The following is an 18,341-nucleotide window of genomic DNA, read 5'->3' as shown; positions in this document are numbered from 1 at the left end:
ACCATCGCAGCCTGAACTACCCGCGCGCCGAATGGCAGTGGCGCACACCATCGAGGAGATCCCGTGACCGAGACTGATACTCCTGTGGCTGGTCCATCGCGGCGCAGCGTCGTTTCACTCGTTGCCGCGATCGTGGCGGTCGCCGTCTGCGTCATCGTGGCCGGCTTCGCGTGGGGGGCCTCTCTCGGAAGCGCGCAGGGGTCTTCCGTCGACGCGAAGGCTCCGGCATCCGTCTTCCCCAATAGCGCTGACTTCTGTTACGCGCAGATGATGATGCCCCACCACCAGCAGGCGGTCGACATGAGCGCGATCCTCCTCGCGAAAGAGGGGGTGTCGGAGCGCGCGCGCAAGTTTGCCGAGTTCGTCCAGAGCGACCAGTCGCGCGAGATCACCTCGGTGGAGGCGTGGACTGAGGCCTGGCGCACCGAGTACCGGTCGAACCCTCCTGTCCAGACGATCGACGATCCCGTCACATCACACGGCCACGAACCCGGTTCGGAGTTGGCGACGGGTGGGTTTGCGACCGAGGTGGACGTCGATGAGCTCGTCGACTGCGGCGATGCATCCGATCCCGGGCGCTTCGTCGCCATGGCGGGGATGCTCACCCCGACCCAACTCGACGAACTGCGAGGCGCGACGGCGCATGACGCGGAGATCCTGTACCTCCAGCTCATGATCCCGCACCACGAGGGAGCGCTCGACATGTCGCGCGAGGTGGTACTCGGCGGCGTCAATCACTTCACGATCCAGATGGCTCGGCACATTCTCAACGAGCAGCAGATCGAGATCGAGGCGATGACGAGGATGATCGAGGAGATGTCCTGATGCCCGCCGAGCTCGTCGCTCGCCCCCGCGCGGGCTGGCTCGTTGTCGCGTCTGCCTTCGTCGCTGCCCTGCTTCTCCTGCATGTCTCGGCCCTGTCTGTGCGCGTCTCCGGGGCGTCGATGAGCCCCTACGCGGGGGATGGCGCGATGCTGCTCGTCAACACCGTCGCCCCCGTTTCGCGCGGTGACGTGGTTGTCGCCCACACGCCGGAAGGTTGGAACGCGGGTGCGCCGGAGCGCATCGTCAAGCGGGTGGTTGCGGTGGCTGGTGACCGCATCAGCTGCTGTGACAAGAACACCGGATCGCTCGTGCTCAATGGACAGCCACTCGACGAGCCATATGTTGCGGATGCTTCGGACCCGAGCGCGACGGGGTTCGATGTCGTCGTACCGGAGGGCCACGTGTGGCTCCTCGGCGACAACCGGGCAGTGTCCCTCGACTCTCGGGAGCACGTGTCGGATGGTCTGTCGGGTGCAGTGCCGCGTGCATCCATTCTCGGAGTTGTGTGGTGGCGACTCCCCTTCTGAGTTCAGCCGCTGACGGTGAGTGGGTTATGTTGATATAGCCAACAAATACCGAGGAGGCGTCATGACCCAGAACCGTACCGAGCGCTTCGAGGCGCTCCTCGCCGAGGACGTGGACCTCCAGCGTCTCGTCGCGGGGGACTGGATCCGCTATCGCACGTCGCCCGCACTGCAGGAGCTGACGTGGGATGCTCACGCCACCTGCACGACGATCAACCGGATCTACTACGACAATCAGGCCGAGGCGGAGCGTCTCTTCCACGAGCTCATCCCGGGTGCCGGGGAGGGCGTCGACTTCCGGCCGCCCGTCATGATCGACTACGGCGCGCGTCTCGTCATCGGTGACCGCACTTTCATCAACGCGGACTTCCTCGTGATCGGAGGCGGAACGGTCACGATCGGCAGCGACTGCCTGATCGGCCCGCGCTGCGGCATCTACACGCCCAACCACGCCCAGGACATCCCGCGCCGCCTCGACGGGTGGGAGCTGCCAGAACCCGTGACGATCGGCAACAACGTGTGGCTCGGCGGCTCGGTCACCATCACGCCGGGCGTGACCATCGGCGACAACAGCATCATCGGTGCGGGCTCCGTCGTGACGAAGGACATCCCCGCGAACGTCATCGCGGTCGGCAACCCGTGCCGCCCGGTGAAGCCGCTCCCAGCGTGAGGCAAGAGGCACCTTTCCACCCCTGAATTGGGCACACCGAACGCGTCGCGCTGGCGTAGCCCGCGTCGATACTGTCGGTTCACAACCATTCTCCTCCGCCCGAAGGGGTCAGCCTTGCCCGACAACACTCCGACTCGCCCACGCACCACATCCCGTTGGATCGCGGGCATCGCCTCCGTAGCACTCGCCCTCGGTGGCGTCGCATTCACGACGGACGCCGCGACGGCCGCTTCGCTCCAGCCCATCCCGAACGGGGTGTATCTGGCGAGCCCGTGGGTGGTGCCCGGAGGCTCGGTCTCGGTCTTCTTTGTGGGGCAGACCGCGGAATGTGGCACGGGATACGGCGACGGATACAGCTACTCGTGGGCGTTCCAGGGTCCGAGCGGCACCACCCCTCTCGCAACGGCAGGCTTCGGCGAAGGTCTCTGGATCGGGCGTTCGGCTGCCTTCCGGGACGCGGCAACATGGAATCCCCTCCCGATCGGATCGTCCGGTCCCGTGAGCGGCAAGCTGCTTCTCACCTGCACGCCATCGTCCGGGCCGGCTCAGACGGTGTCGATGGACCTCGTCGTTCGGTCCACCCCACCGGCGACGATCTATCACAGCCCGACCGCGTGGACGTGGTACACCCCGGCCGGCCTCGTTGCGGGAGCTCCCGTCACCGTCAACGCCCTTGGGTTCAAGCCCGGTGAGAGTGTTGCGGTCAATCTTGTTAATGCCACCAAGTACTTCGCCAACGGGAATTTCGCTGGCGCCACGGCGACGCCGGTGACTGTCACTGCCGATGGCGAGGGCGCCGTTACCGCAGTCGTCACACTTCCCTCCGGATGGAGTCCCTCGGACGAGCTCGACGCCCTCGTGGCGGGCGGCTCGAGCAAGTACCTCCTCATCTCCGGAGAGGGTCAACCGTCCAACGGGGATCCATCCATTGCGCTCGCTTCCACTGACACCGCCTTCCCCGGAGGTGCGGTCACCCTTGCGGCCGGTGGTTTCGAGGCGGGCGAGACAGTAGCGATTGGGCTCCACTCGGCTTCAGCGCAGGCCTACAACCTCGGTACCCTCACCGCCGATGGCAGCGGCAAGATCAGCGGCAGTGTTTACCTGCCCATTGCTCTCGCCACGGGTGAGTACCGCGTCTGGGCGGGAGCCAGGTCGGAGGGATACCTCCTCGTGAACGCCCCGCTGACGATCGGCGCGAAGCCTTCCACCGACCGCATCGCTGGCGCCAACCGCTACGAGACTGGCGTGCAGATCGCGCAGCGCGTCGAGCCGTTTACGTCCGGTGGGCGTGTGTACCTGGCATCCGGTATCGCCTTCCCTGACGCCCTCGGCGCTGGGCCCCTCGCCGCGCACTTCGATGGCGCGGTGCTGCTCACCAACCCGACGTCGTTGTCTCCCGCCGTCAAGGCCGAGTTGGAACGCCTGAAGCCAGCAGAGGTCGTGGTCATCGGCGGCGACACTGCGGTATCCCCTGCGGTGTTCGACATCGTCAAGGGCCTCGGATTCCCGCACAGCACCGAACGGATCGCGGGCGCCAACCGGTACGAGACGAACCGCTTGATCATCGATGACGTCTTTCCCACCGCCACCACCGCCTACATCGCGACGGGCGCGAACTTCCCCGACGCGCTTGCTGCTGGTCCGGCCGCGATCGCGGAGGACGGCGTCGTCGTGCTCGTGAACGGTGCGAACGCCACGCTGGATGCAGCGACCGTCGCACTGCTCGATGGCCTCGACCTCACCGACATTCGTGTCGTGGGTGGGCCGACGACGGTGAGCCCCGGAATCGAGTCGCAGCTGAACGGCCTGTACCCGGGCCACGTCGTGCGTCTGGCCGGGGCGGACCGCTACAGCACCGCAGCTCTCATCGTGGGTGCCGCGTGGCCTGACGGTGCGCCGGAGGCCATTCTGACCTCGGGAGTGAACTTCCCGGACGCGCTGGGTGCCGGAGCCCTTGGCATCCCGATGCTGACGAGCAAGCCGACCTGTGTGCCTGCAAGCGTTCTCGCGGAGCTGGGTGAACTGCAGGTGTCGGATGTCACGCTCATCGGTGACCCGAACGCGCTGAGTACCGGGGTGGCATCCTTCGCGCGCTGCTAGCCAGCTAGCTGGTACGGCGCTCCGTCGTCTCGACGATCGCGATCTCCTGGGTGGCGAGTTCGCGCTCCTCGGCGCGCGTCGGGGCGAAGCTGAGGGCGAGGCCGAAGCGCGTTCCGGGTTGCCTGGCAACGCGCATCCCTCGTCCGACGACGAGCCACGCGACACCGACAAGAGCTGCGACGAGCCCGGATGCCGCGGCAATACCCACTGCGAAGCGCGGGCCCAGCTCATTCGCCGCCCATCCGACGATCGGCGCCCCCAGCGGGGTGCCCCCGGCGAAGAGTGCGAGGTAGAGCGCCATGACGCGACCGCGCACAGCCGGGTCGGTCGTGGTCTGCACGTAGGCGTTCGCGGTGTTCATGGTGGTGAGGCCGGCGGCTCCGACGAGCAGGAGCAGCGCCCCGAAGAACCACAGGTTCGGTGAGAACGCCCCGATCGCGCACGTGACGCCAAAGGCCGCCGCGCCGACGATCACGAGGCCGAGGCGTGCGCGGTCACGGCGTGCGGCGAGGAGCGAGCCGACGAGCGAGCCGATCGCGATCACCGACGACAGGATGCCGAACTGCTCAGACCCGCCACCGAACTCGACGGTGGACATCGTCGACACGAGGATGGGGAAGTTGAAGCCGAATGTTCCGATGATGAACACGATCGTGAGCACAACCACGAGGTCGGGGCGCGAGCGCACGTAGGCGAGTCCCTCGCGGATCTGCCCGCGACCGCGCTCGAGCTTGGGCGCGGCGATGAGGCGTGACCGCCGGATGAAGAACAGCGAGGCGAGCACGCCCGCGAACGACGCAGCGTTGATGAGGAAGACGGGTCCGGCCCCGATGAGCGCGACAAGTACACCGGCGAGTGCTGGCCCCACGAGCCGCGCACCCTGGAACGACATCGAGTTGAGCGCGACGGCGTTCGGCAGGTCAGCATCCCCCACGAGCTCGGACACGAACGACTGTCGCACGGGCGCGTCGATGGCCGTCGCGATGCCGAGTCCGAGCGCGAACGCGTAGACGATCGGCAGCGTCGCGACACCCGTGACCACGAGGATGCCAAGCCCCAGGGCGAGGGCGAGCTGCGCCCCCTGCGTCCAGGCGAGCACCCGCTTGCGATCGAACCGGTCGGCGATGAGTCCAGCGACCGGCATGAGCAGCAGGAGCGGACCGAACTGGAGTGCCATCGTGATGCCGAGAGCGGCAGCATCGTTGTCGGTGAGCTCGGTGAGCACGATCCAGTCCTGGGCGGTCCGCTGCATCCAGGCGCCCGTGTTCGACACGAGGGCTCCCGCGAACCACAGGCGATAGTTCGCAACCCGGAGGCTGCGGAACATCGCGCTCACGAGTCGGCGAGCGCGCGGATGATCGGTGTTGCCGCCAACAGTGTGCGCTGCTCATCGGCACTGAGGCTCTCGAGCTGTCGGGTGAACCAGGCGATGCGACGCTCCCGCGTCTCGGTGACGATCCGTCGTCCCGTCTCGGTGAGGTCGACGAGCACCTTGCGCCCGTCGTCGGGTGCCGCGGTGCGCGACACGAGGCCGGCATCGACGAGCGCGCTCACGGTGCGCGTCATTGACGGTGCGCTCACGCGGTCGTGCTCGCTGAGGGCACCGGCGGTCTGCGGCCCGTGCTTGGCGAGCACGAAGAGTACGGAGAGCTGGCCGTCCGTGACATCCCCGTCGACGCGCTCGATGCGCATGCGCCGGGCGAGGCGCATCACGGCGATGCGCAGGTCGTCGGCAGTGTCAGGAGAGTCGGTCATCATTACTTAGCATAGCAAATTAGTTGCGCTAACTATTCCCTCCGCCCGTAGCATGGACACAGCGAGGAGGCAGCCATGCCCACATTTGTCCCGGTCAGGCATGACGCAACGTACGTGGATGCGCAGGGCGTCACGATCTACTACTACGCGTGGAAGGCGGCGAAGCCCAAGGGGGTCATTCAGCTCCTTCATGGTCTCGGCGAGCACGCCAACCGCTACCAGAAGCTCGCCCGCGAACTCGTCAACGCCGGCTACTCGGTCTACGCCGACGACCACCGCGGCCACGGTCGTACCGGCATGGAGCAGTACAACGGAGACACGAGCAAGCTCGGTCGTCTCGGCGTCGGCGGGATGCGCGCGACGATTGCCGCCATCGAGCAGTTCACGGGCATCATCCGTGCCGAGAACCCCGAGGTGCCCCTCGTGGCGCTCGGGCAGTCCTGGGGCTCGCTCATGCTGCAGAGCATCATCAACACGAGTTCGCAGAACTACGACGGCATCGTGCTCACGGGCACCGCGTACCGCACGCTCACCGACATGAACTCCGGCGACCTCAACAAGAACCACAAACACCTCGGCACGACGGGCAACGAATGGCTGAGCCGCGACGAGTCCGTGCACACCGCGTTCTCGGAGGATCCGCTCAACTTCTACGCCGCAGCATCCAAGCTGTTCGGCATTCGCGAGGGGCTGCGCCTCCTCGGCCGCCCAGCCAAGAACATCGAGCACGACATCCCCGTGCTCATCATGATCGGCAGCGAGGACTCGCTCGGAGGCGAGAAGAGCATCGAGAAGCTTGCCCGCGACTACGTGGAGCGCTCCAAGCTCACGGATGTCACGGCCATCGTCTACCCGGGTGCGCGTCACGAAGTCTTCAACGAGACCAATCGCGACGAGGTCGTTGCAGAACTCATCGAGTGGCTGGACTCCCGCCTCACCTCATGAGCTCCGTCTTCACCCACATCCTCGAGGGCACTGCGCCCGGCCGCTTCCTCTGGCGCGACGACACGTGTTTCGCCATTCTTACGATCGAACCCCGACGCCCCGGCCACGCCCTGGTGATCCCCGTCGCGGAGGTGGACAAGTGGACTGACCTCCCCGAGGAGGTCGCGATGCACATCTTCCGGGTCGGACGCATCATCGGGCTCGCCCAGCAGGCCGAGTGGAACTCGCCCCGCGTCGGCCTCATGTACGAGGGCTACATGGTGCCGCACTCCCACCTGCACGTCTGGCCGTCGTGGACAGTGTTCGAGTACAGCCACACCGGGATCGATCGCGGAGCGAAGGCCGCGGACCTGGATGCCGCAGCCGAGCGTCTGAGGGCCAGGCTCATCGCCGACGGCCACGGGGAGTTCGTGCCGGAGTGGGGGTAGCGGGTGCACCGCATGTGGCTGGCTGGAGCGCTGTGGGTCGCGTTTATCGCCCTGAGTGTGGTGAACCTCGTCGTCACCATCAACCGAGCAGAATCCCCGTCGTTGGGGTGGAAGCTCGCACTTCTCCTCGTGGGCATACTTGCCGTATTCGCAGCGATTCTCGCCGCGGTGGGCACTAGCGCGCGAAAGCGAAACCGCGAGCTGAGGCAGGAATCGAAGGATGCGGTGTCCTGGACAACCGGCCGCGACCACGGTCTCATTCCCGCGCTCTCCGAGCTGACCGGCAGGTACGTCAGCCGAAACATGCCGATGGTGCTGAGCGTGGTGATCGACCGCGATGGGTTGAGGATCGTCGGTGGGTCCTCGCTGCGGCCTCAGACGATCATCGATATCCCGCGGCAGGCCCTCGTCGATGGGCGCGCAGCTCACCTGACCGGGACGTACACGAACCAGGCCGGAATCGAGATCCGAGTCAGTCAGGATGCCGCCTCGGACCCCGTCGTGCTGCCCCTACCCGTGTTCGGGCGAGGCCCGGGGGGTATGTTCCCCGCATCACGCACGGACGTCGAGGCGCTCGCGAACGACATCACGAGGATTCTCGAAGTCCCGGCGAAGGTGGAAGCGCCTGACGAGACTCATCCGCTCGGCTGATGCCGAAAGGCATTCACAAGGCGTAGAGTCTGGCCGTGCGACGGCGGACATTCCTCATGGGGGCGCTCGGGCTCGCGGGTGCCGGCGCGGTGTCCTTCGTTGCTGGGCGGCTGACGGGTGCTCCCGCTGCACAGCCCGCGCCAATCCCGAGGGCGTCCGCGACGCTTGTGCATCCGCGTCGGAATCCCCCGAGCATCCCGGAGCCCCTACCGCTCCCGTTCGACTTCGCGACGCCGAGCCTGGAGCGGCGTCCCGCCCCTGATCTCATCACAGACCTGCCTGGCGAGGGCAACCTGATCGCTCTCACGGTCGACGACGGTGGCAGTTCGGAGACTGTGGCGGGCTACGCGCGTTGGGCGGAGGAGACGAGCATGCGCGTCACCTTCTTCGTCACGGCGTCCTTGCCATCGTGGTCGGAGAACGCCGCGACCCTGGCCCCGCTCATCGCCGACGGGCGGGTTCAGATGGCCAACCACACGTGGTCGCACGTCGACCTCACGACGGCGAGTGACCAGCAGGTCGTGGACGAGCTCTCGATGACCGACGAGTTCCTCCAGTCCACGTTCGGTGTGAGCGGCAAGCCCTACTTTCGCCCGCCGTTCGGCCGGTACGACGATCGGGTACTGGCCGCGGCATCCTCGATCGGGTACACGAGTTGCGCGCTCTGGTACGGATCGCTCGCCGACTCCGGGCTGATCGCCGAACCCGAGCTGCTCCAGTACGCCACCGAATGGCTCCTCCCGCAGCACGTCGTGATCGGTCACGCCAACTACCCGACGGTCGTGGGCGTGATGCCCCAGCTCACGGGCATCCTCCGCGATCGTGGGCTGCAACCGGTCACTCTCGACGACGTCTTCACGAGGCCCGTATAGGTCGGAAGGCCCGGCGCTGCCGCACGCCGACAGATTAGGCTTGCCTAAGGCGGCCGCGCTGCACCGCGCGATACCCGGGCCGCTCCAGGAGGCTTACGATGCACGGAGAATTCAAGGTGCCCGGCGGCAAGCTCGTCGTGGTCGATCTCGATGTCGTCGATGGCGCGCTCGCGAACGTGCGCCTCGCTGGCGACTTCTTCCTCGAACCCGACTCCGCCCTCGACGCGATCAACGCGGCGATCAACGGCTTGTCCGCCGAGTCGGATGCCGCCACCATCGCAGCCGCGGTCCGCTCCGGCCTTCCCTCCGATGCCCTCCTGCTGGGGTTCTCCCCCGAGGCCGTCGCGACCACCGTGCGTCGCGCCCTCCAGAAGGCCACGGACTGGCGGGACTACGAGTGGCAGCTCATCCAGGGCCCGCCGCTCGAGCCGGTCGTGCAGATGGCTGTCGACCAGGTGCTCGCCGAGGAGGTCGGCGCGGGCCGCCGCAAGCCCACGCTGCGCATCTGGGAGTGGGACCGCCCGGCCGTCGTGCTCGGGAGCTTCCAGTCCGTCAAGAACGAGGTCGACCTCGAGAACGCCGCCAAGTACGGCATGGACGTCGTGCGCCGTGTCTCCGGCGGCGGCGCCATGTTCATGGAGGCCGGCACCGTCATCACGTACTCGATCTACGCCCCGACCGATCTCGTGCAGGGCATGAGTTTCGCGGACTCCTACGCGTTCCTCGACGAGTGGGTGATCTCCGCCCTCAAGTCGCTCGGCATCGGCGCGAGCTACGTGCCCCTCAACGACATCACGAGCCCGACGGGCAAGATCGGTGGAGCCGCCCAGAAGCGCCTCGGAACCGGAGCCGTGCTCCACCACGTCACGATGAGCTACGACATGGACGGCGACCGCATGGTCGAGGTGCTGAGGATCGGCCGCGAGAAGATCAGCGACAAGGGTGTCGTGAGCGCGAACAAGCGCGTCGACCCGCTGCGCAGCCAGACCGGCCTGCCCCGTGAGGAGATCATCGAGCGTATGGTCGAGACGTTCCGCACGCTCTACGGCCTCACCCCCAGCGAGATCACGCCGGAGGAGTCCGCCCGTGCCGACGAGCTCGTGAAGGAGAAGTTCGGCACGCAGGAATGGCTGTACCGGGTTCCGTGAGTCATCGGGGTCGATACATCCTCCTCACAGCGGGGCTTGCCGTCGTGCTCGTGGGTGGCATCGTGCTCTCCGCGGTGCTCGGGCAGCTCGCGGTGAGTCCGGCGGAGGTCGTCGGTTCCGTGCTGCGGGGGATGGGCATCCCGAACGGCTGGGCTCCGACCGACCCGATCGTGGAGTCGACGCTGTGGATCGTGCGCTTCCCGCGCATCGTGATGGCGCTCGCCGTGGGTGCAGCGCTCGCCGTGGCCGGTGCCGTGATGCAGGCCATCTTCGGCAATCCCCTCGCCGAGCCGGGTGTCGTCGGAGTCTCCGCGGGAGCCGCGTTTGGGGCGGCCGTCGCGATCGTCCTCGGGGTCGCGGCCTTCGGAAGCGGGAGCATCGCCGTCTTCGCGTTCGCGGGTGGCCTGGGAGCGACCCTTCTCGTCTACCTCATGGCGCGGGCCAATGGCCGCACCGAGGTCGTGACCCTGCTCCTCACCGGCATCGCCGTCAACGCGTTCGGCGGTGCCGGGCTCGCGTTCCTGCTCTTTGTTGCCGATTCCGGCAGCCGGGAGCAGATCGTGTTCTGGCAGCTCGGTTCGCTCAACGGTTCGCTGTGGAGTGAGGTGATCGTCGTGCTGCCCGTCGCCGTCGTGGGCACGCTCGTCGCGGTCGCCCTGGGTCGCCGTTACGACCTGCTCACGCTCGGTGAACGCAACGCGCGTCACCTCGGCGTCAACGTCGAGGGGCTGCGCATCGGTTCCATCGTGCTCGTGGCCCTGCTCACGGGTGTCGCGGTCGCCTTCGTCGGCATCATCGCGTTCGTCGGGCTCGTCGTACCGCACCTCATCCGCATGATCATCGGCCCCGCTCACCGCGCGCTCCTCATCGCGAGCGCCTTCGGCGGTGGCGCCCTTCTCGTCTACTCCGACCTCATCGCGCGATCGGTCGTGACCGGCGCCGACCTGCCGATCGGTCTTGTGACCTCGCTCGTCGGTGGTCCGTTCTTCTTCTTCCTGCTGCTGCGCCAGCGCAAGCGGAGCGGGGGCTGGGCATGACCGGCGCCACCAACGTCACCTCCCGCATCGTCGCCGAGTCCGTCGGGGTCGAGCTCGATGGGCACACGGTGCTCCACGACATCACGATCGGCGTGAACGAGGGCGAGGTGCTCGCACTCGTCGGACCGAACGGCGCAGGCAAGTCCACCCTCCTCGGGGTACTCAGCGGCGAACGGCGGCCGAGCCGCGGGAGTGTCACGCTCGATGGGCGGGAGCTCGGTGGCATCCGGCACGCCGACCTCGCGCGGCTGCGCAGTGTTCTCACCCAGGACAACCAGGTGAGCTTCCCGTTCCGCGTCGTCGAGGTGGTGTCGATGGGTCGCAGCCCGTGGGCGCGGACTGTCGAGGGGCGCGACGACATCCAGGCGGTGCAGGAGGCGATGGATGCCGCGGACGTCACCCATCTCGCCGAGCGCCGCTACACCGCCCTCTCCGGCGGAGAACGTGCCCGCGTCTCGCTCGCGAGGGTTCTCGCGCAGCGGGCGCCCATAGTCTTCCTCGATGAACCGACCGCGGCTCTCGACCTCCGCCACCAGGAGGACGTGATGCGCCAGGCGCGGGCGCTCGCCTCGAACGGGTGCGCCGTCGTTGTGGTGCTCCACGACCTGAGTCTCGCTGGTGCCTACGCCGACCGCATCGCACTTGTCTCGGGTGGCCGCCTCGAGGCGCTCGGGTTGCCGGCGGAGGTGCTCACGGCCGAGCGTGTCGAGCGTGTCTACGGCCTCCCGGTCACGCTGCACCTCGTCGACGGCCGCCCCGTGGTCGTCCCCACCCGCGACTAGCTGAGGCTACGCGGCATCCCTCCGCCCGACTCCGTCGCACTTTCGGAGGATGGCGCGCCGCGACACCGAGGCAACCGCACCGCTCGGCGGCGCGTCATCCTCCGGAACGTTGTGACGGTCGCGTGGTGCGAGACCGAGCGCTCGCGGATGCCCGTGCCTTAACGCCACCAGGGGCGGTGAGTTTCCCCACCGCCCCTGGCGTTGCTGTGTTACTTCTGCGCTGTGACTACGCCTCGCAGGCCGTGAACTCCTCCACCGCAGTGCTCAGCGACGGGATGCCACCCAGCAGGGTGACCTTCGTCGCGCCGAGCGCTTCGATGTCGGCGAGAACTCCCTGCGGGATGCAGTTCGTGTTCACGAGGAACACGGGCAGCCCGTTCTTCGCGGCCCACGCCGAGCCGGCGAGAGCGTCAGGGAAGTTCGATCCGGTCGACAGCAGCACGTGGTCCGCTGACGTGAACGAGTCGGCATTGATCACTCGCGCCGTCTCGTACCGGTTGGGTCCAGCCAGTCGGGTCGTGTCGGGCGTGATGTTGTCGATGTCGTCGTACAGCGAGTCCGTCACCGACGCGGCGTCACCCAGCACTCGGATGCGCGTCACCCCGAGATCCTCGAGGAGGTCTCCCGTCGCGTCGTCGAGGCTGGCCTCGCTGCCGCGGATCAGGATGACCGGGGCATCCGCCGCACCAGCTGCGGCACCGGCCGACAGCGCGTCGGGGAACTTCGCTCCCGTTGCGAGGTAGGCCGAGGTCGATCCGGCTTCACCGAAGGTGTCCTCCGCGATGAGACGCGAGGTCTCGTAGCGGTCGACACCGGCGATGCGCTTGATCTGGTCTGCCTCGACGAAGCCCGAGAGCTCGGTGTACACCGCTGCGTTCACCGACGGGATGCCACCGACGACCACGATGCGACTCGGGTCCAGACGCGTGATCTCCGCGGAGATCTCAGCCGGGAGCGACGTGCTGCGCACCAGGAGGAGTGGGCCACCCTCGAACGCTGCTGCCGGTCCTGCGGACAGGGCGTCGGGGAACACGTCACCGTTGGCGACGTAGACCACATCGGCACCATCCGGGTAGGCGGCCTGCGAGATCTTGGCTGCCGTCTCGAAGCGGTTGGCACCGGCGACACGGTCGACGACCTGGTCGACCCGCGGCACGTTCACCGTGATCGGGTCGGACGTGGTCTGGTTTCCGTTGGCGTCAGTGACGAGTGCGGTGAACACGACCTCCGTGCCACGGTCGGCCTCGCTGGCCGTCCAGGAGAACCTGTACGGCGACACGAGACCGGTGTCAACGGGGTTGCCGTTGACCAGCAGCGTGACGGAGCTGACGGCGAAGTCATCCTTCGCACGGACCAGCGGCGTGACCGACTCGCCCACGAGGACGCGCTCGCCGCCTCCCGGCTCGATGAGCGACGCGGTCGGGGCTGCATCAGTGATCGCTCCGGCCGCGGTCGGCACCGACTCGATCGTCGACGTCGCGCGCTCCGTGACGATGACCGTCGGCGAGCTCGTGGTGTCGAGGCCGGAGATCGCCTCGATGCCGTTCGCCGGGTCAGCCGGTCCACCGACGACGGGGTCGCCGGCGCCGAGGTAGCTTCCGCTCACGGTGACGGGAGCGCCCTCGCGAACAGCGGTGTTTGCCGCATTCGCGTTGTAGACGGCGAACCCGTTGCTCGTGATGACGTTGCCGCTCAGCGTGAGCGCGTCAGCGGTCTCCGTCTTCGCGTCGGTCAGCAGCACACCGTAGTTGTTACCGGTGATGCGGCTGCCCTTGACGAAGCCGTCGAAGCCGTTGGTGTACTTGATGCCGGCCTCGGGGGTCGTTCCGGTCGGTGCCGTGACAACGGTGTTGGTCACGTAACCGTGCTGGATGATTCCCGAACGCTGCGTGTTCGCCGCGTTGCCATCGGTTCCGCGGCCGCCATCGAACAGGATGCCGCCGGACGCGAAGCCCGTCACCACACTGTCGGTCACGGTGAGCTCGGTCTGGACCGTGCCCTTGCCGGAACCCTGGATGACGCCCGTCTTCACGACGCCCCAGCCGAGGGTTCCCGCGGTTCCCGCGGTGATGACGCTGTCCGAGACGCGACCCGCTGCACCGAAGTACGCGATACCCGCTTCGGCCGCGACGTTGCCCGTGGAGACGGTCACACCGGAGAGGTCGAGGAACATCTCGTTGGTGTCCGTCGATCCGAGCGACTGGCGCGAGACCGTGATCACGTTGCCGCCACCGTCACGCAGGTACGGTGCCGTACCGGCGAGAGTGGTGAGGGTCTGCGTGGGCATGATCGTCACCTTGTCGGCGCCCGCACCCTTGATGCGCAGCGGCTTGGTGATGGTCAGACCGTTCTTCGACCCGCTCTGCGAGGGGCTCGCGGTGTTGTTCAGCGGCGTCGAGCTCTCCTCGTAGGTACCGGCGCACACCACGATCGTGTCCCAGGGCGACGCGAAGTTGATCGCCTCCTGGATCGAGGTGTAGTTGGCGTTCGGGCATTCCACGCGGTCGTTGTCGACGACCCACGTGGTGTTCGATGCCGGGTTTCCGGTCGTGTCGACGAGGGTCATCTCACCGGGCGTGTTGTCGTAGTCGAACAGGTAGTCCGCCGGGTCCGGGCCGGTGGCCGGGGCGCCGTGGCCGGCTCCCTGGTTGAGGGCGGTGCCATCCGAGAGGATGAGCGGCTTCTCGGCCGCTGCCTCCTGGAAACGAACATCCGCGAGCTGGATGGATCCCGAGGTCGGGGTTCCGTCCACACCGAAGCGCAGTTCGAGGCGGTCCAGCGAGGCGATGTTGACGCCCTGAGCGGAGAACTCGCTCAGCGGAACGCGGATCTGGTCGAGCACGATGTGCGTGCGCGCCGTCGCGGTACCGGTCGACATGTGCAGGGCGTTGCCCCAGCGCTCGTCGGCGGCGTTGACCTTCGCCTCGTTCCCGTCGGTGTCGACGAGGACGATCATGAAGTCCTGCGTCGTCGACGCGGGGCTGTAGGCGACCGGAAGGGGCTGGTTGTTCGAGTCGAACCGCGTCGAGCCCGGGTTGCGGGTGTCGAAGAAGTTGACGTCGGCACCCATCGAGAGAGCCTTGAGTCCGCTCATGTCCTTCGACGCGAGGGGGATCTCCGCCTTCAGGGTCGCAGTGGACGTGGGCTCCCACGCCACGGCCAGCTGGCGGCCGTAGGAGTGGTTGATGGGCGAGTTCTCACGCGTGCCGTTCTGTCCACCGAGAGCTGCCTTACCGGGCAGCGGGCACGCCTTGGCGCCCGTGGGCTGGGTGGTGAGACCGAGCTGGCTCGGAGCGAAGTGGTCGGGCTCCGGGTTGCACCAGTCGACTCCACCCGCGGTCGGGGCGGGCAGCGAGACGCCGCCGTTGTCGACGTACGGGTAGGCGAAGCCGGTGGCCTCGAGCGAACCACCGAGCGCGTTGAGCGTCAGCGGGTTCTCCACCTCGGGGCGGATGAGGTCGACGCGCTCGGATGCGGGCGGGAAGTAGCTCGTCGAGACGACTTCCTCACACTCGATCCGCGTCGCGGAGACGCTCGTGGGGCAGGCGGATGCCGGGATCTGCAGGTGCGAGTCGGTGTTCGACAGCTCACCCGTCATGTACGGCTCGAACGCGCCCTCACCACCGACGTAGCGGCGGAAGAATGCCGACATCGTCGCGAGGCCGACCTTCTCCTGGTCACCCATGCGCTCGGCGTCACCGGAGATCTTGGTGTTGACGAGCGGGTTGTAGGTGTCCGAGTTGTTGACCACGTACGACTTGGGGTCGTAGCTCGCGGCACCGCTCAGTCGGAGGTTGTTCGGCTGGACGTTGTTGTTGGTGTCCGGCTGCGAGTTTCCACACGCGGCATCCACGACAGTTCCGCCATCCTGGCTGCCGTCGGCGAACCACACGGTGTTGTACCAGTTGTGGATCGCGCCCTGCTGGGACGACTGGATGAGTGGGAACGCGTTGTCGCCGTTGACGTACTGGCCGCGCTCGAAGAAGCGTGCACCCTGGAGGTTGGAGACGTCGCCGTCACACCAGGGGAGGATCGTCATGTACGGAACGCCGTACGGCGCCTTGCGCTCGTAGTCCACCGGGGCGAGCGAGATCACACCGCGGAGCGGGTAGCGCGGGCCATCGGTGCGGGTGCGGTTGTAGTCGATGAAGCTCGTGACACCGTCACCACCGCGCGAGTGGCCCATGAGACCGATGCGGGTCATGTCGAGCTTGCCCACGAGGGTCGTCCCGATTGTCGTGTCGGCGTCGACGGGGAGACCACCGGGCTCGTTGGCCGCGCTCAGGGCGTCGAGGGTCGCCGCGATGAGCAGGCGACGCTGGTGCATGCCCTTGCCCTTGTTGTTGTCCTGGCGCATCATCATCTGGTCCTGCGAAACCGAGAAGGTCGTGTAGCCCCAGGTCGCGAGGTTCTCCGCGAGGTAGGCGTAGCCAGCTTCATTGCGCTTGTACTCAGCACAGGTCGCCGTTGAGGAGCTCTGACCGGAGTCACACGAGCCGTGGTTACCGTGCACGAGCACGAGCACGGGCGACGGCTCGCTGCGGTCGGCCGGGTAGTACAGCTGGCCGCGGATCTGCAGGTTCTCGGGCGCCTGCGCCGTTCCGGAGGTCGGTGCGCTGCCCGAGGAGCTCGGCTCCTGGAGCGAGACCAGGCCGAGCTTGGTCTCCTGGATGACCGCTGGCGTGTAGCTGCCGCGGTCCATCGGGTCGGGAAGTCCGGATGCGACGTCGGTGATGGCCGTGGGAACCGGCGCGGCGGACGCGCTGGTTGCTGCCACGGGCAGCAGCATCGACGCAACTACCAGAGGAATGAGGGCAAGCGCGCGAAGACGCGCAAAGCCAGATCGTGTCACGGGGACTCCTGGTGTGCAGTGGGATGGGGACTGGAGGGTTCCCGCTTGAAAAAAGGCGCCCAAGCAGGAAAAGAGGTACTTCTCCGGCGAAAATAGGGGCGACGAGTTTCCTCTTTGTTTCGGCATGTAACAAATAAAAGGTCACTTTTCTGGGTGGAACTATCTGTTCCATACAGAGTGTTCATAGCGCAATCTACGTGCGAGAATGCCGCTAGTTGCGGCAGGTTATTGCGAATCGCACCATGCGACGCAGTTTTTGTGCACGGCAACGCACAGTATTTGCGCTCGGCCAGGGGCCTACGACAGCGCGAGCTCGGGGTGTTTCGTTGCGACACGCCGGAAGAAACAACAAGGACAATTCATAACGAATTGATAACGCGCCCCCAGCCGAATGCTGTGATGGCGCGAGGGGAAATCAGCGGGTGAGCAGGTCCTGGTAGTCGGCGTGCTCGCTGATCCACTTCTTGATGAAGGGACACCGCGCCACCACTCGACGGCTCGACTCGGCGCGCACGAGGTTGAGGGCACCACGAGCGATCTCGTCACCGAGGCCCTGGCCACGGAAGGCGGGATCGATCTCGGTGTGCAGGAAGACGATCTTCTCGTCGTCCTGCACGTAGTCGGAGATCCCGGCCTGCACGCCATCCACGAGCAGCTCGAACCTGCTCATCGACACATCCTGCACAACCTCGGTAGCCATGCAAACAGCCTACGCGCTCTCGCGGACCACCAGACGGGTCGGCAGCACGCGCGCGCGTTCGGTTGTCTCGCCGCCGAGGAGGTCGAGAAGCATGAGCGCCATCTCGGTCCCCATCTGGCGGGAGGGCTGGTGCACAGTGGTCAGGCCGATCTCGCCGTTGGTGGCGGCGGAGCTGTCGTCGAAGCCCACGACCGCGACATCCTCTGGCACCCGTCTGCCCTGCGAGCGCAGCACCGAGATCGCCCCTCTCGCCATGAGGTCGCTCGCGACGAACACGCCGTCGATGTCCGGGTTGCGCTCGAGCAGCTCCCGCATGGCGGCTGCGCCGCTGCCCATGCTGAAGTCACCGTAGGCGACGAGGGATGCATCGAGCCCGGCCTCACCGAGAGCGCTCGCCCAGCCGTCCCTGCGGTCGACGGCCGCCTGCATATTGGCGGGGCCGGCGATCGTACCGATCGTTCGCCGTCCGAGGTCGACGAGGTGGCGCGTACCGAGCGCGGCGCCGGCGGAGTTGTCGACGTCGACGTAGTTGTTGTCGGGCGTCGCGCTGTCGCCTGTCTCAGGGTGGAACGGACGGCCACCGAAGACCACGGGGATCGTGGCATCCAGTCGCGTGAAGAACTCGTCGCCGGAGTGGTGCGAGACCACGATCGCGCCGTCGACGTTGCCGCCGAGGAGGTAGCGGATCGTCTTCGACGATGGTGCGTCGGGTTTCGCGAGCTGCAGGTTGAGCACGTAGTCGCTGCCCTCGATCACGGTGATGATGCCCTGCATCACCTCCGAGAAGAAGGGGTCGCCGAAGAAGCGCTGTACATCCTCGGGAACCACGAGGGCGATCGCCATCGTCCTGCGATTCGCGAGCGATCGGGCCGCCCGGTTGGGGATGTACCCGAGGCGCTCGATGGCGTCGTTGACCGTCAGCACCACGTCGGGGCTCACGTGACTCGAGCCGTTGACCACGCGCGACACCGTGGAACGCGAAACACCGGCCTCGGCGGCTACCGCTTCGAGGGTCGGTGCTTCGCGCCGCAGGGGGCGCTCGATGGTCATGA

The 18,341-nt window shown here is 67.0% G+C and carries 16 protein-coding genes; 11 read left to right on the top strand and 5 right to left on the bottom strand.

All coding sequences use genetic code 11. The annotated features are described in order from the left end of the window. Nucleotides 1-63: 63 nt before the first annotated feature. The 4 genes from HDC94_RS01515 to HDC94_RS01500 all read left to right on the top strand — a co-directional run bounded on the left by HDC94_RS01515 (nucleotide 64) and on the right by HDC94_RS01500 (nucleotide 4,119). Nucleotides 64-825, top strand: a complete 762-nt coding sequence (locus HDC94_RS01515; RefSeq protein ID WP_179494242.1) for a DUF305 domain-containing protein — start codon at nucleotides 64-66, stop codon at nucleotides 823-825. Continuing rightward, on the top strand, nucleotides 825-1,352 hold the full coding sequence (gene lepB / locus HDC94_RS01510) for a signal peptidase I (protein WP_179494240.1): 528 nt from the start codon (nucleotides 825-827) through the stop codon (nucleotides 1,350-1,352). Before HDC94_RS01515 ends, lepB begins: the two co-directional genes overlap by 1 nt. Nucleotides 1,353-1,413: 61 nt before the next feature. Beyond that, entirely contained in the window at nucleotides 1,414-2,019 is a 606-nt protein-coding gene (locus HDC94_RS01505; RefSeq protein WP_179494238.1) for a sugar O-acetyltransferase, read from the top strand. A gap of 114 nt (nucleotides 2,020-2,133) precedes the next feature. Continuing rightward, complete coding sequence (locus tag HDC94_RS01500) at nucleotides 2,134-4,119, top strand: cell wall-binding repeat-containing protein (RefSeq protein ID WP_179494236.1); 1,986 nt, start codon at nucleotides 2,134-2,136, stop codon at nucleotides 4,117-4,119. Between the two features lie 4 nt (nucleotides 4,120-4,123). Here the strand turns inward: HDC94_RS01500 and HDC94_RS01495 are convergent, their stop codons facing one another. Further along, nucleotides 4,124-5,446 carry an MFS transporter gene (locus HDC94_RS01495; RefSeq protein ID WP_218870414.1) on the bottom strand — a complete coding sequence of 441 codons (1,323 nt, stop codon included), beginning with the start codon at nucleotides 5,444-5,446 and terminating at the stop codon, nucleotides 4,124-4,126. 5 nt (nucleotides 5,447-5,451) lie between these two features. Then, nucleotides 5,452-5,874 (bottom strand): MarR family winged helix-turn-helix transcriptional regulator, encoded by a 423-nt coding sequence (locus tag HDC94_RS01490; protein WP_179494232.1) that lies wholly within the window; start codon nucleotides 5,872-5,874, stop codon nucleotides 5,452-5,454. A gap of 75 nt (nucleotides 5,875-5,949) precedes the next feature. Here HDC94_RS01490 and HDC94_RS01485 point away from each other — a divergent pair, with 75 nt between their 5' ends. From HDC94_RS01485 to HDC94_RS01455, 7 genes are all read left to right on the top strand, one after another. Then, nucleotides 5,950-6,819 carry an alpha/beta hydrolase gene (locus tag HDC94_RS01485; RefSeq protein WP_179494230.1) on the top strand — a complete coding sequence of 290 codons (870 nt, stop codon included), beginning with the start codon at nucleotides 5,950-5,952 and terminating at the stop codon, nucleotides 6,817-6,819. Beyond that, nucleotides 6,816-7,247, top strand: coding sequence for an HIT family protein (locus HDC94_RS01480; protein WP_179494228.1), 432 nt, complete (start codon nucleotides 6,816-6,818; stop codon nucleotides 7,245-7,247). Before HDC94_RS01485 ends, HDC94_RS01480 begins: the two co-directional genes overlap by 4 nt. 3 nt (nucleotides 7,248-7,250) lie before the next feature. Then, nucleotides 7,251-7,898: a hypothetical protein gene (locus HDC94_RS01475; protein ID WP_179494226.1), complete on the top strand. Its 648-nt coding sequence runs from the start codon at nucleotides 7,251-7,253 to the stop codon at nucleotides 7,896-7,898. A gap of 35 nt (nucleotides 7,899-7,933) precedes the next feature. Next, the gene (locus HDC94_RS01470) at nucleotides 7,934-8,770 is read left to right on the top strand and encodes a polysaccharide deacetylase family protein (RefSeq protein WP_179494224.1); all 837 of its coding nucleotides are present in this window, start codon (nucleotides 7,934-7,936) and stop codon (nucleotides 8,768-8,770) included. Nucleotides 8,771-8,868: 98 nt separating this feature from the next. Then, nucleotides 8,869-9,918 (top strand): biotin/lipoate A/B protein ligase family protein, encoded by a 1,050-nt coding sequence (locus tag HDC94_RS01465; protein WP_179494221.1) that lies wholly within the window; start codon nucleotides 8,869-8,871, stop codon nucleotides 9,916-9,918. Then, nucleotides 9,897-10,955 (top strand): iron ABC transporter permease, encoded by a 1,059-nt coding sequence (locus tag HDC94_RS01460; protein ID WP_179494219.1) that lies wholly within the window; start codon nucleotides 9,897-9,899, stop codon nucleotides 10,953-10,955. The genes HDC94_RS01465 and HDC94_RS01460 overlap by 22 nt, the downstream gene beginning before the upstream one ends. After that, complete coding sequence (locus HDC94_RS01455; protein WP_179494217.1) at nucleotides 10,952-11,737, top strand: heme ABC transporter ATP-binding protein; 786 nt, start codon at nucleotides 10,952-10,954, stop codon at nucleotides 11,735-11,737. Before HDC94_RS01460 ends, HDC94_RS01455 begins: the two co-directional genes overlap by 4 nt. Nucleotides 11,738-11,963: 226 nt before the next feature. On the opposite strand, the gene HDC94_RS14845 is transcribed toward HDC94_RS01455, so the two are convergent. The 3 genes from HDC94_RS14845 to HDC94_RS01440 form a co-directional block, all read right to left on the bottom strand. Further along, nucleotides 11,964-16,514 carry a cell wall-binding repeat-containing protein gene (locus tag HDC94_RS14845; protein ID WP_218870412.1) on the bottom strand — a complete coding sequence of 1,517 codons (4,551 nt, stop codon included), beginning with the start codon at nucleotides 16,512-16,514 and terminating at the stop codon, nucleotides 11,964-11,966. 490 nt (nucleotides 16,515-17,004) lie between these two features. After that, nucleotides 17,005-17,289, bottom strand: a complete 285-nt coding sequence (locus HDC94_RS01445; RefSeq protein ID WP_179494213.1) for a GNAT family N-acetyltransferase — start codon at nucleotides 17,287-17,289, stop codon at nucleotides 17,005-17,007. A 9-nt stretch (nucleotides 17,290-17,298) separates the two neighbouring features. Then, nucleotides 17,299-18,339 (bottom strand): LacI family DNA-binding transcriptional regulator, encoded by a 1,041-nt coding sequence (locus tag HDC94_RS01440; protein ID WP_179494211.1) that lies wholly within the window; start codon nucleotides 18,337-18,339, stop codon nucleotides 17,299-17,301. Between the last annotated feature and the right edge of the window lie 2 nt (nucleotides 18,340-18,341).

The organism is Leifsonia sp. AK011, assembly GCF_013410945.1.
Classification (GTDB): Bacteria; Actinomycetota; Actinomycetes; order Actinomycetales; family Microbacteriaceae; genus Rhodoglobus.
This window is presented reverse-complemented; position numbering and strand designations above follow the sequence as displayed.

Excerpts from the sequence above, each read along its gene's own strand:
- lepB (WP_179494240.1), top strand. The coding sequence starts at position 825 with ATGCCCGCCGAGCTCGTCGCTCGCCCCCGCGCGGGCTGGCTCGTTGTC.
- HDC94_RS01440 (WP_179494211.1), bottom strand. The coding sequence starts at position 18,339 with ATGACCATCGAGCGCCCCCTGCGGCGCGAAGCACCGACCCTCGAAGCG.
- HDC94_RS01460 (WP_179494219.1), top strand. The coding sequence starts at position 9,897 with ATGGCTGTACCGGGTTCCGTGAGTCATCGGGGTCGATACATCCTCCTC.
- HDC94_RS01485 (WP_179494230.1), top strand. The coding sequence starts at position 5,950 with ATGCCCACATTTGTCCCGGTCAGGCATGACGCAACGTACGTGGATGCG.
- HDC94_RS01480 (WP_179494228.1), top strand. The coding sequence starts at position 6,816 with ATGAGCTCCGTCTTCACCCACATCCTCGAGGGCACTGCGCCCGGCCGC.
- HDC94_RS01490 (WP_179494232.1), bottom strand. The coding sequence starts at position 5,874 with ATGACCGACTCTCCTGACACTGCCGACGACCTGCGCATCGCCGTGATG.
- HDC94_RS01465 (WP_179494221.1), top strand. The coding sequence starts at position 8,869 with ATGCACGGAGAATTCAAGGTGCCCGGCGGCAAGCTCGTCGTGGTCGAT.
- HDC94_RS01495 (WP_218870414.1), bottom strand. The coding sequence starts at position 5,446 with ATGTTCCGCAGCCTCCGGGTTGCGAACTATCGCCTGTGGTTCGCGGGA.
- HDC94_RS01455 (WP_179494217.1), top strand. The coding sequence starts at position 10,952 with ATGACCGGCGCCACCAACGTCACCTCCCGCATCGTCGCCGAGTCCGTC.
- HDC94_RS01445 (WP_179494213.1), bottom strand. The coding sequence starts at position 17,289 with ATGGCTACCGAGGTTGTGCAGGATGTGTCGATGAGCAGGTTCGAGCTG.
- HDC94_RS01505 (WP_179494238.1), top strand. The coding sequence starts at position 1,414 with ATGACCCAGAACCGTACCGAGCGCTTCGAGGCGCTCCTCGCCGAGGAC.